Origin of the sequence: Criibacterium bergeronii (assembly GCF_001693775.2) — a bacterium.
In the GTDB taxonomy this organism is placed as follows: domain Bacteria; phylum Bacillota; class Clostridia; order Peptostreptococcales; family Filifactoraceae; genus Peptoanaerobacter; species Peptoanaerobacter bergeronii.
Genome location: NZ_MBEW02000005.1, coordinates 68063 through 81786, shown reverse-complemented (window position 1 = coordinate 81786; position 13724 = coordinate 68063). Strand labels below are relative to the sequence as shown.

The window sequence follows — 13724 nt, the reverse complement described above, 5'->3', positions numbered from 1 at the left end:
TGGAGAAAAAATGTTTCAACTTGTAACAGACAGCTACAAAGGACCACTTGACGTCCTCTTGGAGCTAATACAAAAAAACAAGCTTGATATATCGCAAATATCACTTACTAAAATTACACAGGAGTTCATAGCATATGTGAACTCCCTAAAAGAAAGCGACAACGATTTAGTGAGTGATTTTGTATACATAGCGGGAAGACTAATTAGGATAAAATCAAATTATATGCTGAATTTACCCTATGAAGAGGACGAAGTAGACCTAGAGCAAATGCTCAAGGAGTATGCAAAATACAAAGAGATTACGGCAAATTTATTTGAGCTTTATGACAGCGATTATCCATATTATGAGAGACTTCCTCAGGAAATTTATTACAGAGAAGAGATTGATTTTTCTAAGGTCACGCTGGAAAATTTGATGACTTGTGCTCAAATAATGAGACCGGTAAAAGCACTTGGAAAGCCAAGATTTATAAGAGTTCAAAAGTCGTTGCCTGACAAGATAAAGTATATATCAAAATACGTACAAAAAAAGCTCAAGTGCCATTTTGATGATATTGTAGTAGAAAAAACCTGCGATGAAAAAGTTGTATCAATGCTTGGAGTGCTTGCCCTTGTCAAACAGGACGAATTAAAAATTGAGCAACAAAGCAATTTTGAAACAATCACCTTAGAAAAAAGAAAGACATGGTGACAATATGGAGCAAAGTGTAATTCCAAACGGATTTTTGTATGACGAAGATATTTTACTATCACTACTTGAGTCCTTTCTTTTTACATTTTCTGATTTAATTGATATACTGGAAATAAAAAGATTTTTTAACGAAAACAAAATCCAAATTGACTATCAAGATGTAGAAGATTTATTAGCACTGTTAAAGTCTAAGTATGAAAGTAAAAGTAGCGGACTACAGCTATCTTGTGTAGACGGGAAATATCAGATAGTCACAAAGTCGGAAAATTATGAGTATTTGAGCAAAATACTTGAGCCGGTAAAGAAAAAAAGCCTTACTCAATCCGTAATGGAAACCTTGGCAATAATAGCTTATAATCAGCCGACTACAAAAGCCTATGTAGAAAAAATAAAGGGTGTAAAAAGTGATTATGCGGTATCAAAATTGCTGGAAACAGGTCTTATAAAAGAAGTCGGAAAGCTTGATAAGATAGGCAGACCTACATTATATAGCACTACCGATGTTTTTTTAAAATATATGGGGATTAACTCACTTGATGAATTGCCTAAGCTGCAAATTCAGCAGCAGGACAATTCAGATAATGTTGGTTAGTTTAAGCATAATTTAGGAGCTTGCAAAATGAGATATGTTAATAAAATATACTTGAGTGTAATAATTTTTTTGCTAATGGTTTTGCCCATATCAGCACAAACTGAGCCACCAAATCCTGACAGCCTGTCATGTTACTCAGCTGTATTGATAGAGCCGGAATCAGGAGAAATACTTTATGAAAAAAATGGTGACAAAAAAATTTACCCTGCGTCAACAACGAAGGTTGTGACAGCATTACTTGCACTGGAAAATTTGGACTTAGACAAGTCCATCACTGTACCGCAGGATTTTCCATATGTAGATGGCAGCTCAATGTATTTATTGCCGGGAGAAACATTTACAGTAAGAGAGTATTTAGAGGCACTACTTGTCCATTCAGCCAATGATGCAGCCTATCTATTAGGCTTGGAAATGAGCGGAGGCGATATAAACAAGTATATAGATATGATGAATGAAACAGTGGCAAAGCTTGGTTGCACAAACACTCACTTTGTAAATCCCCATGGCCTACACGATGACAACCACTACAGCACTGCAAGAGATATGGCGAGAATAGCTTGTGATGCCATGAAAATAGAAGAGTTCAGAAGAATAGTAAAGATGCCGGGTATTAGCTTACATGAAACTGCTCAGACACCGGAAAAAAGGTCGTATTATTCTACAAACAGGTTCTTGTGGAGCAATTCCAAAATTATATACAAAGACCAGTACATACCTATAAAGTACGATATAATTGAGGGAGTAAAAACTGGATACACCTTAGAGGCCGGCAACTGTCTAATAAGCTCAGCATATAAAGATGGAGTTAGATTTATTTGTGCTGTATATAAAGCCTCAGGCTTTGAAATGTATAAGGACAGCAGGATAATTTTAGATTATGGGTTTGACAATTACGAAACAAAAAAAATATTAGCAAAAGGAGAGTCCATTGGAAAAAAGGATATATCCTTTAGCATACAAAAAAGCTTAGACTATGCAATAGATACAGATGTTTACCAAGTGATAAAAAAGGGTAGTAAATTATCCTATGAAAAAAATACTACTATAGACAAAATCAAGCTCCCTATAAAAAAAGGTCAAAAGATTGGCACTATAATAATAAAAATAGGAGACAAACAGACAAGCTACGATGTAGTTGCTTTAAATGATGTAGAATCAATTTTCACCTTAACTTTTGTAAAACAAGTTTTGAGGCATTTGCCCGATTATCTAACTCTAAAAAATATAGTTATAGCGGTGGTTACTCTTATCATTCTCTTAGCAATAATCGCTAAAATTAGGCGTGACAGGAGAAGGAGGAGAAGAAGACGTTATAGAAAAAGTAGTAGCAGCAGATTAAGTTAGAACTAAAATCGTGGGAAAACGAAAATTTTACATTGTTTTTAGATATAAATATGTTATAATAATCATATAAGTTATATTTGATAACCCAAGGAGGACAATATGGTAAAACTAATATTAGGCGGTGCAGGTAGCGGTAAGACAAAATTAATGATAGAAGATGCCAATAAGCGTTCCAATGAAATTAAAGGCACATTAATTTATATCGAAGATACTGATAAGCACATGCATAGTCTAGAGGTTGGAGTAAGATTTATCTCTATGGAAAATATGCGTATAAAAAATTATGATGCACTGTATACTTTTGTCTGCGGTTTATTATCAGCAAATTACGACATTCAATATATATATATTGATGGTCTATTCAAGATAGTTCAAAACAATACAGAAAATCTTCATGTATTTCTAAATGAATTGGATAAGCTCACAAAAGACTCAAATGTCGATATAATTATTTCAGCTACATTAGTTGAAAGTGAGATTGACCCGGAAATACAAAAATTTGTAGTAAGTGCAGAAGCATTATAGGATTAACCATAATTCACCACCTAAGGAATATCTTTGGGTGGTGAATTAAAAATTATTAATATAGACAGCTTATATTAATAAATTTCTAATAAATATGAAGTGAGAAAAATATGGCATTTTCAAACGATGTCAGAGATGAACTTTTAAATCTAAAATTGCAGAGCAAGGAAGAGTCTATATCTTTTTTAAGTGCATCACTTATTTTTTGTGGCAAAATAGTATTTATAGGGAATAATAAGGTAACCTTTTATTATGTAACTGAAAATGCTGGTGTCGCAAGAGCAATTGTGCATGAATTTAAAGAAGTTTTTTCTGAGTCTTTGGAGTTATATCAAAAGAAAAACTATAATTTTTCTAGAAAAAAAATATACCTCTTGAGGTATAATTCAAACAAAAGTGCAAATGATATTCTAAAAAAATTATATATAATTTCTAGTGAAAAACAGACGGCATCAATAAATGAATATATCGAAAAATCGCTTATAGCCGGTGAAAACAGGTGTAAGGCATTTTTAAGAGGAGCGTATCTAGCCTCAGGCTCGCTTTCAAATCCGGAAAAGTTTTATCACCTTGAATTTGTTACAGGCTATTTAGGCTATGCAAATAGCTTTAGCAGGTTGCTCAATAAATTAGGCATACGTTCAAATGTATTAGAGCGTAATGACTCATATATAATTTATGTCAAGGAAAGTGAGAGCATATCTGATTTTTTAAATTATGTCGGTGCACATTCAAATATGTTTAAATTTGAGGACATAAGGATAAAAAAGCAGGTTAGAAACAACGTAAATAGAGTTGTAAACTGCGAAACTGCCAACATAGAAAAAATTGCAAAGACATTTTTTAGACAAAAACAGTCTATTGAATATATACTAGAAAAAAAATCCATTGATTATTTGCCGGAGGATTTAAGAGAAGTAGCGATGCTTAGGATAGAAAATGAAGAAGATAGCTTGCAAGAGCTTGCGTCTAAGTTGTCAACGCCTATTAGTAAGTCCGGCATTAATTATAGACTAAAAAAAATAGAAAAAATTGCAGAAACTTTGCGTAAGGAGGGAAAATAGAGATGATAAAAAAAGAGTTAAAAATCACAAATGATATGGGATTACACGCTAGACCGGCTGCTATTTTTATTCAGCATGCTAATAAGTATAAGTCGAATATTTTGATATCAAAAGAAAATTCTACTGTAAATGCAAAATCCATTATGGGTGTAATGGCTCTATCTGTAGGTAATGGAGATGAAATTGTCTTAAAAGCAGATGGAGAAGATGAAAAAGAAGCTATGGATGATTTAATGAACCTTTTAGAAGAAGGGCTTGCTAAATTATCATAATTTTTTATTTTTTCAAAAAAACGTTTTTAAAACTAAAATAGGGTATATATAATTTGCCAAGAAAATAAAAAAGTAAGTTTAACAAACTTACTTTTTATATTATAAGGGATAATTAAATTTTGTATTTATTTACGACTATGATTAGCAGTAAATAAAAAAATGACTAATATCCAAAGTATGGTCATTAGTCAAAAAATATGTTGTGGTGCCGAAAGTGGGACTTGAACCCACATGATGTTGCCATCGCTGGATTTTGAGTCCAGTGCGTCTGCCAATTTCGCCATTTCGGCATATTTTCTTAAAATTTACTTGTCTATTATATTATTTTATATGTGTTTTGTCAATAAAAATCTCTTGGTATAGATAGATTTAATTAATAAATAAATTTAAATTTAGATGAATTTTGGGGGATTTATGGATTTTACAAAAGAATATCAAGAAAAATTAATAACTGCTGAAAATGCTGCGAAACTTGTTAATTCAGGAGATTGGGTCGACTATGGCTGGTCAAATGCAATGGCAAGAGACTTTGACGCTGCACTTGCTAAAAGAGTTAACGAACTAAAAGACGTAAATATTAGAGGCGGAATATTTTTATGGCAACCGGAATTTTTTAAAGCAGACCCAAATGGCGAACACTTTACATGGAATTCTTGGCACGCATCCGGTATAGAAAGAAAAATGATAGCCACGGGAAATGCTTTTTATAATCCACTAAGATATTCAGAATTACCAAGATGGTACAGAGAAAATGTAGATGTGGATATTGCGGTGTTCCAAGTTGCTCCTATGGATAAGTTCGGATATTTCAATTTTGGACCTAACGCATCTCATATGATGGCAGTAGTTGAAAAGAGTAAGAAAGTAATAGTTGAAGTAAATACGACTATGCCGGTTTGTCTTGGAGGCACAGAGGCTTATGTTCATATTTCTGATGTAGACCATATAATTGAAGGCTCAAATACACCGGTACCTGCAATAGAGTCAGGTGGATTTAGTGATATAGATATAAAAGTAGCGAACTTGATAGTTGAAGAAATACCAAACGGAGCTTGCTTACAATTAGGTATAGGTGGTATGCCAAATGCAGTAGGCTCAGTAATAGCTGACTCTGACTTAAAAGACCTTGGTGTTCATACAGAGATGTATGTTGACGCCTTTGTAGATATGACTGAAAAAGGTAAGATTACCGGAGCTAAGAAAAGTAGAGACAGATTTAGACAAACATATGCGTTTGGATTTGGTAGCCAAAAAATGTATGATTTTATGAATAACAATCCACAGCTTATGTCTGCACCTGTTGATTACACAAATGACGTAAGAGTAATATCTTCTATAGATAATTTTATGTCCATAAATAATGCGGTAGACATAGATTTATTTGGTCAAGTAAGCTCAGAAACATCAGGCTTAAAACACATAAGCGGAGCAGGCGGACAGCTTGACTTTGTACTTGGTGCATATCTATCTAAAGGCGGCAAAAGCTTTATATGCTTATCCTCCACGATGAAAAATAAAGATGGTAGCCTAGTATCAAGAATAATTCCTACACTTAAAGAGGGTTCAATTGCGACAGCTACAAGGGCTAATACACATTTTGTAGTAACAGAATACGGTAAAGTAAATCTAAAGGGCTTGTCAGCTTGGCAAAGAGCTGAAAAATTAATAGGCATAGCTCACCCTGATTTTAGAGAAGAACTTATTAAACAAGCAGAAAAGAATAAAATTTGGAGAAGAAGTAATAAATAGTGAATAAAAAAACTGCCGGAGATTAATTTCCGGCAGTTTTTATGTAAAAAATGACCTGTTTTGCTTTTTAGCAAACAGGTCTATTATTTTATAAATATTATCCCATATAAGTATTCATATTGTTTTTGTATCTTTGAATTGCTTTTGCTCTCACCTTGTCTATTGTAAAAGTTTTAAATTCGTCTAACATAGTGTCGTCCTTTAATTTAGGATTTTCTTTTCTAAAATCCTTTTCAACCTTATTTATTCCTTCCATCATTAGCTCGCCAAGCGTCATATCTTTTTCTAATACAGATAGTGCCAATGTCTTTGCAGTAGATATTATACTTTGTGCCTCTTGCTTAGTCCTAGCCTTTTTAAGAGCGTTTTTGACCTCTTGAGTATTTTTCTTGGCTATAGTTGCTTTTTGATGAAGCTCAGGATTTTTTTCTGCCAAATATGCCTCTTCCTCAGGAGTAGCCTCTCCACGAGCGATTTTTTTAGAAATTTTTTCTTGTTTTTCATGCTCGTCTTGAGCCTCCTGAGATTTTTTCATTTGCTCTAGAGCTTGTTGTAGAGGTGTATTTGGTTGATTTTGTTCGTCTTTATTTTTAACAAAACTATTTTCATAATAGTTTTTAGTGACTTCGTTTTTTATTTGTAGCTCAGAAAGACCTCTTAGAGTCTCAGCAGAAAGAGTTTTTCTTTTATCCTCTTGGTCGTTTTGTTTTATACCTATTAAATTGCCGTTTAACTTTGACCTAGAGTAATTCATATATGTATTGTTAATAAATGAAACGTTCACTTTTGCCACTCCCTTGTAAATAAAAATGAAAGATTTCTAATTTAAAAAATTTTATTCGGATAATCCTATATTTATTTTATCGTCCGAAAAATATTATTTTTTACATTAATTTGGTAAATTGTAATATTATTTTCCATCGAAAAATAATATACAGGTTAGTCATGCAAAGTTATTCTATTAACTTTGCTTTCAAGCCTACATTTTTTGTATAGAAAATGCAGGCTTTTTTCGTTGATAAAAAAATTTTTATAATTAAGTTATAGTGAGTTGATATGGACGAATTTATCATAAAAGACGGAAAAAAATTGAGGCTTGGATTTACAACCGGCACTTGTGCAACTGCTGCGTCAAAGGCTGCTACTATTATGCTGTTAACCGATGAAAAGCTAGATAGTGTCTCAGTCGATTTACCAAAGGGCAAAAAGCTGGAAATAGCTTTGCAAAGCTGTGAGCTAAAAGCTGGCATTGCGACTTGCTGTGTAAAAAAGTTTAGCGGAGACGACCCGTACGTGACCAATGGAATATTGGTTTATTCCAGTGTAAAGTTTAACAACGATGGCAACATCAATATAGACGGCGGTAAAGGAGTGGGAACAGTTACCAAAAAGGGCTTGGATTGTCCGGTAGGTGGAGCTGCTATAAACTCAATGCCAAGAAAAATGATTACAAATAATGTAAATCAGCTCTTAGAAGATTTTTCTTGCGAAAAAGGTGCAGACGTGTTAATTGAAGTGCCTGAGGGAGAAGAAATAGCAAAGAGAACTTTTAATTCACATTTGGGCATTATAGGTGGCATATCTATAATAGGCACAAGTGGAATAGTTGAGCCTATGAGCAAAAAAGCATTGGTAGACAGCTTAAAAATAGAAATGAATGTCATAAAAGAAAAGTCAATATTAAAATAAATTATACGTCAAAAAAGCTTGATTAGTTTATTCTAATCAAGCTTTTAAACTTATATCTGTAAATATTATTTATTGTTTTTTTCTACAAATATATCTGCCTCATATCCATTTAGGTTTTCTTTTTTAGAGTTCTTGTGGTCATGTGAGCCGTAGTTTATTGTAGTGGCAAGTGTTTCGTCTTTTATGAATGAGTCATATTTTTGCAAAGCATCTAAAACTGTAGGGTCGCAGGCTACGCATATGTTGATGTTGTCCATCATTTCGTAGTCATTATTTTTTCTCATTTGTTGTATTTTTGAGATAAATTCTCTTGCATAGCCTTCTGCTATAAGTTCATTGGTTAGTTTGTCGTCTATGATGATAAATAGCCCGTTTTCAGAGCCTACGTCATAGCCTTCTTTTGCTTTGACAGTGATTAAGAAATCGTCTTTTTCTAAAGTGGTATTTTCTCCGTTAAGCTCTATATATATTTTGCCGTCACTTTCTAATTTTGTAACCAATTTCTTTGTATCAGAAGCTTTTAGATATGCACCAAGTGGTTTTAGTTTAGCTCCAAGTTTTTTGCCTAGGGTAGTGAAGTTTGGTCTTATTTCATAATCCATAAAGCTTGTGACATCTGATACAAATTCAAGATTTTTAACGTTTAGTTCTTCTGTGATAAGTGGAGCAAGGTCTGATATTACATCTTTTAGCTTGCTGTCTATCATTACCTTGTTGAGTGCCTGTCTAACTTTTATTTTTGCTTCTTCTCTAGCGGCACGTCCTAGTTTTACTAGGTTTTTAACTGTATCCATCTTGTTTTCAAGTGCCATGTCTACCAGTTTTTCGTTAAATTCCGGATAGGTAGCTAGATGGACAGAGTCTTCTCCGGTTAATTTTGTATACATTTCGTCAGATATAAATGGTACATATGGAGCTATAAGTCTAGTTATACCGACAAGGACTTCGTAGGTTGTAAGATAAACTGATTTTTTATCATCTGTAATTTCTCCTGTCCAAAATCTTCTCCTGCTACGTCTGATATACCAGTTGGAGAATATGTCGTTTAAGAAGTCTTGGATAGCTTTGACTGTCTTGTTCATGTCGTAGACTTCCATTTGCTGTGTGCAGTATTTAACTAGGTTGTTGTATTTGGATAATAGCCATTTATCAAGCTCAGGTCTTGTTTCATATGGTGAGGTAATGTTTTTGATATCTACATCGTCTGTGTTGGCATAAAGTATAAAGAAGTTGTAGATGTTTTTGAGTGTGCCAAAGAATTTGCTGTTTACTTCTTTTAGTCCGTCTATGTCAAATCTTGTAGGATTCCAAGCCGGTGATACATATAATAAGTACCATCTCAATGCGTCTGCACCATAATCATCAAATAATTCAAATGGGTCAACTGTATTTCCTTTTGACTTGCTCATTTTTTTGCCGTCTTTGTCAAGGATAAGGTCATTTACAAGTACGTTTTTATAAGGTGACTTGCCCATGATATATGCTGATATTGAAAGCAGTGAATAGAACCAGCCTCTAGTTTGGTCTATGCCTTCGCAGATAAAGTCAGCCGGAAATCTTTCGGGGAATTTGTCTGCATTTTCAAACGGATAGTGTAGCTGTGCGTAAGGCATAGAGCCTGAGTCAAACCAGCAGTCTATTACGTCTTTTACTCTGTGCATTGTCTTGGCGCATTCAGGGCAGGTAAGGGTAACATTGTCAACGTAAGGTCTGTGCAGCTCAATATTTTCATCTATTTTTTCATTTGCTTTTTCTACTAATTCTTTTCTTGAGCCGATGGATTCTTTGTGACCGCATTCATCGCATACCCATATGTTAAGCGGAGTACCCCAGTATCTTGACCTTGATATTGCCCAGTCTTTAAGATTTTCTAGCCAGTTTCCAAATCTTTTTTCGCCGACATATGCCGGAAACCAGTTTACGGTATTATTTGCATTTATCAAAGTGTCTTGATATTTTGTGGTTTCTATATAGTAGCTTGGTCTTGCATAATAGATAAGCGGTGTGCCACATCTCCAGCAGTGTGGGTAGTTATGTTCTAATTTCTCTTTGGAGTAGATTTTATTTTCGCTTGCAAGGTATTTTATGATATCTACTTGCAAATCATCGTCCATTACAAATCTGCCTTCCCAAGGTGTAGCAGTGTACTTTCCTTCATCGTCTACCGGTTTTATTACCGGCATATTGTATTTTCTTGACACATTGTAGTCGTCTTCACCAAAGGCTGGTGCAGTGTGTACTATACCTGTACCGTCTTGTGTAGTGACGAAGTCTCCTAGCATGATGAAAAATGCTTTTTCTTTTACGTTTACAAATGGCATTAGCTGTTCGTACTCTTGATATTCTAGTGCAGTACCGGGCATCTCTTCAAGTATGGTGTAGTTTTCCTTTAATACTGAAGGTGCTAGGGTTTTGCTTAAGTAATATATTTCTCCGTTTTGCTCAGCTTTTACATAAGTTTCTGTTGGAGATACTGTCAGACCTACGTTAGACGCAAGTGTCCAAGGTGTGGTTGTCCATGCCAAGAAATATTCGTTTTGAGTGCCTTTTTTCTTGAATTTTGCTACCAATGTATTTGTCTTAACTATTTTGTAGCCTTGTGCTACTTCGTGAGATGCTAGACCTGTTCCGCATCTTGGGCAATATGGAAGTACCTTGTGTCCTTCGTATATCATATTGTCCTTGAACATTTTGTCTAATATCCACCACTCTGTTTCTATATAGTCGTTGTCCAGTGTTATATATGGGTCATCAAGGTCTATAAGGTATCCCATACGAGTGGTCATACGTCTCCACATACCTTCGTATTCAAATACAGATTCTCTGCATTTTTTGTTGAAAGGCTCTATACCGTATTTTTCTATGTCGTGCTTTGAATGTAAGTCTAATTTTTTTTCTACTTCTATTTCTACCGGTAATCCATGTGTATCCCAGCCGGCTTTTCTAAGGACTCTATAGCCTTTCATGGTTTTGTATTTACATACTGAGTCTTTTAGAGTACGTGCTATAACGTGGTGTATGCCGGGTTTGCCGTTTGCAGTAGGTGGTCCTTCATAGAATATAAATGGATTATTTTCAGGTCTACTTTCTATGCTTTTTTTGAGCAAATCCATTTCTTGATGACGTTTTATTACTTTTTCTTCGTTTTCACTTACTTTACCGTCATAAAGACTTTCAAACTTCAACTTTTTTCCTCCTAAATTATATATTTTTAAAAATATCACAATGTATTTATTTGTGATACCAAATAAAAATCGAACTGATTTGCCGGCATATAATAAAAAAGCCCTGCTATTGCAGGACGAAAATTCGCTATACCACCGACAAGTGTGTGCTAAATAAAGCACCTCTTGGTAACGTCAAGACAAACGGAGAAATCTAGACAACGTAAGTTGTTTCAAAATCTCAGCAAAAGGGTGATTTTCAAAAAAATCTTCAGCCATTACCTCTCACCAATCAGTAATTTCTCTGTGAACCTATATTTTTTTTACTCTTCCTTTTATAGCTTTAATAAATTTTACTTTAAATATTTCAAAATGTCAAGTCATGGTTGATTGATAAAAATTGGCTTATAAATTTACAGTAAATATATTTAAAAAATCAGGGTAAATTAAAAAATATTCATATTAAAGAAATTAAAGGAGCAAACTGATGTTTAGAGAAATGAGAAGAATAAATCAGCAAATTTCCAATGAGGACTGTATAAGTTTATTAAAATTGCAAAAACGCGGGGTTTTATCTGTAATAGGTGATGATGGATATCCTTATGGCATACCTATAGACCATTACTATGACGAAGAAAAAAATAAATTATACTTTCACTGTGCAAAAGAAGGACATAAAATAGATGCAATAAAAAAATGCAACAAGGTTTGTTATTGCACATATGATGAAGGCTATCTAATAGAAGGTGAATGGCCACTTCATATAAAAAGTGTAATAATATTTGGGAAAGCAAAAGAAATTGTAGATATAGATATCATTATTGACGTATTGAAAAAACTAAGTGATAAATTTACTGATGATGAAGAATTTGTAAAAGGAGCTTTAGAAAGGTCTTTAAAAAGAGTAGCTTGTTTTGAAGTGGAAATTGAGCATATGAGTGGAAAATTAGTAAAGGAGTCATAAATTCTAAAATAACTTTTGATATAGTATTTATTACAGATATGTAATTTAAAATAGAGTTGGGTTTATATATATTGGACAGTTACATTAGTTTATAAAATGAGTGACATTAGCGTGAAAATTTGAAAAATGAAAATGTTTTCAAATAACTATTGACCATTTTGTAAAAATATATTAATATATATTTATTATATCGGTAACGTTACCGAAAATTAATATAGCGTTTATGTTAACGTTAACATAATGCGGTTAAATATTAGGAGGATGTTTATGAGGTTCAAAAAAACAGTTTTGGCATTTTTAAGTGCGGCTACTATGCTAGCACTAACGGCTTGTGGAGGAGGAAATACTACTGCTCCTGAAAAAAAGGACGCCGCTGCTGATGCGGGCAAGGGAAGTGTATATTATCTTAACTTTAAACCGGAGGTTGAAACTATATGGAACGATGTTGCAAAAACATATACTGAAGAAACAGGCGTACCTGTAAAGGTTGTAACTGCGGCAAGCGGTACTTATGAGACTACACTTAAATCAGAAATGACAAAATCAGATGCACCTACACTTTTCCAAATTAATGGACCTGTTGGGTATCAAAGCTGGAAGGATTACACACTTGATTTAAAAGACTCAGAAATTTATTCGCATTTATTAGATAAAGAATTAGCGGTTAAAGACGGCGAAGGAGTATTTGGTATCCCTTATGTAGTTGAAGGCTACGGAATAATTTACAACGATGCTTTAATGCAAAAATACATTGGATTAGATGGGGCAAAGGTAAAATCTGTTGACGAAATAAATAATTTTGCAAAATTGAAAGAAGTAACAGAAGATATGCAGGCTAAAAAAGCTGATTTAGGAATAGAAGGTGTATTTGCAAGCACATCTTTAAAACCGGGCGAAGACTGGAGATGGCAAACTCACTTAGCAAACTTACCTATATTCTATGAATACAGAGATGACAAGGTAAGTGACAAAGCAGAGGTTACATTTAAATATGCTGAAAACTACAAAAACATTTTTGATTTATACATCAATAACTCTACTGTAGACCCATCTGTTTTAACTGGAAAATCAGTTACAGACTCTATGGCTGAATTTGCTCTTGAACAATGCGTGATGGTACAAAACGGTAACTGGGCATGGAGTCAAATCTCAGGAGTTAGCGGGAATAAAGTAAAACCTGAAAATATCAAATTCTTACCTATATATACAGGTGTAGAGGGCGAAGAAAAACAAAGTATTTGCGTTGGTACAGAAAACTTCTTTTCTGTAAACTCTCAGACAACACCTGAAAATCAAAAAGCATCTATTGATTTCTTAAATTGGTTATTTACAAGTGAAAAAGGTAAGGCTTATGTAACTAAGGATTTAGGATTTATAGCTCCGTTTGATACATTTAATGACACTGAACGTCCTGAAGACCCTCTAGCAAAAGAAGTAGTAAAATATATGGCTAACAAAGATTTATACAATGTAAACTGGAACTTTACTTCATTCCCTAGCCAAGCATTCAAAGACACTTTCGGTCAAGCACTTGGTCAGTACGCATCAAAGAATATGACTTTTGATGAAGTAAAAGAATTATTTATAAATGAATGGAAAACTGAAAAAGAAATGACTCAGCAGTAATAAAAAAACTAAAAATTTAAGGAAATGGGATTCCCATTTCCTTA

Annotated in this window: 12 protein-coding genes and 1 tRNA gene; 10 read left to right on the top strand and 3 right to left on the bottom strand. The window is 33.8% G+C overall.

Annotation, left to right across the window (positions count from 1 at the left end):
* Nucleotides 1-10 precede the first annotated feature (10 nt).
* From BBG48_RS03640 to BBG48_RS03615, 6 genes are all read left to right on the top strand, one after another.
* Nucleotides 11-691, top strand: coding sequence for a segregation and condensation protein A (locus BBG48_RS03640; protein ID WP_068911329.1), 681 nt, complete (start codon nt 11-13; stop codon nt 689-691).
* A 4-nt stretch (nt 692-695) separates the two neighbouring features.
* Complete coding sequence (gene scpB, locus BBG48_RS03635; protein WP_068911327.1) at nt 696-1283, top strand: SMC-Scp complex subunit ScpB; 588 nt, start codon at nt 696-698, stop codon at nt 1281-1283.
* 27 nt (nt 1284-1310) lie between these two features.
* Nucleotides 1311-2627, top strand: a complete 1317-nt coding sequence (locus BBG48_RS03630; protein WP_068911325.1) for a D-alanyl-D-alanine carboxypeptidase family protein — start codon at nt 1311-1313, stop codon at nt 2625-2627.
* A 99-nt stretch (nt 2628-2726) separates the two neighbouring features.
* A complete protein-coding gene (locus BBG48_RS03625) occupies nt 2727-3152 on the top strand; it encodes a hypothetical protein (protein ID WP_068911323.1) in 426 nt (141 codons plus the stop codon).
* Between the two features lie 110 nt (nt 3153-3262).
* Nucleotides 3263-4216 (top strand): DNA-binding protein WhiA, encoded by a 954-nt coding sequence (whiA, locus tag BBG48_RS03620; RefSeq protein ID WP_068911322.1) that lies wholly within the window; start codon nt 3263-3265, stop codon nt 4214-4216.
* Between the two features lie 2 nt (nt 4217-4218).
* The gene (locus BBG48_RS03615) at nt 4219-4488 is read left to right on the top strand and encodes an HPr family phosphocarrier protein (protein ID WP_068911320.1); all 270 of its coding nucleotides are present in this window, start codon (nt 4219-4221) and stop codon (nt 4486-4488) included.
* 203 nt (nt 4489-4691) lie between these two features.
* Here the strand turns inward: BBG48_RS03615 and BBG48_RS03610 are convergent.
* Nucleotides 4692-4778: transfer RNA gene (locus tag BBG48_RS03610), tRNA-Leu, on the bottom strand.
* A gap of 124 nt (nt 4779-4902) precedes the next feature.
* On the opposite strand from BBG48_RS03610, the gene BBG48_RS03605 reads away from it, so the two are divergent.
* Nucleotides 4903-6237, top strand: coding sequence for a butyryl-CoA:acetate CoA-transferase (locus BBG48_RS03605; RefSeq protein ID WP_068911318.1), 1335 nt, complete (start codon nt 4903-4905; stop codon nt 6235-6237).
* 97 nt (nt 6238-6334) lie between these two features.
* Here BBG48_RS03605 and BBG48_RS03600 read toward each other — a convergent pair whose 3' ends face one another.
* The gene (locus BBG48_RS03600; protein ID WP_068911316.1) at nt 6335-7021 is read right to left on the bottom strand and encodes a hypothetical protein; all 687 of its coding nucleotides are present in this window, start codon (nt 7019-7021) and stop codon (nt 6335-6337) included.
* Nucleotides 7022-7293: 272 nt separating this feature from the next.
* On the opposite strand from BBG48_RS03600, the gene cbiD reads away from it, so the two are divergent.
* Nucleotides 7294-7926 carry a cobalt-precorrin-5B (C(1))-methyltransferase CbiD gene (gene cbiD / locus BBG48_RS03595; protein ID WP_068911314.1) on the top strand — a complete coding sequence of 211 codons (633 nt, stop codon included), beginning with the start codon at nt 7294-7296 and terminating at the stop codon, nt 7924-7926.
* A 65-nt stretch (nt 7927-7991) separates the two neighbouring features.
* Here the strand turns inward: cbiD and ileS are convergent, their stop codons facing one another.
* Nucleotides 7992-11111, bottom strand: a complete 3120-nt coding sequence (ileS, locus tag BBG48_RS03590; RefSeq protein WP_116170936.1) for an isoleucine--tRNA ligase — start codon at nt 11109-11111, stop codon at nt 7992-7994.
* Between the two features lie 466 nt (nt 11112-11577).
* Between ileS and BBG48_RS03585 the strand changes: the two genes are divergently transcribed.
* On the top strand, nt 11578-12054 hold the full coding sequence (locus BBG48_RS03585; protein WP_068912006.1) for a pyridoxamine 5'-phosphate oxidase family protein: 477 nt from the start codon (nt 11578-11580) through the stop codon (nt 12052-12054).
* Between the two features lie 267 nt (nt 12055-12321).
* Nucleotides 12322-13680 carry an ABC transporter substrate-binding protein gene (locus BBG48_RS03580; RefSeq protein ID WP_068912004.1) on the top strand — a complete coding sequence of 453 codons (1359 nt, stop codon included), beginning with the start codon at nt 12322-12324 and terminating at the stop codon, nt 13678-13680.
* Nucleotides 13681-13724: the final 44 nt, after the last annotated feature.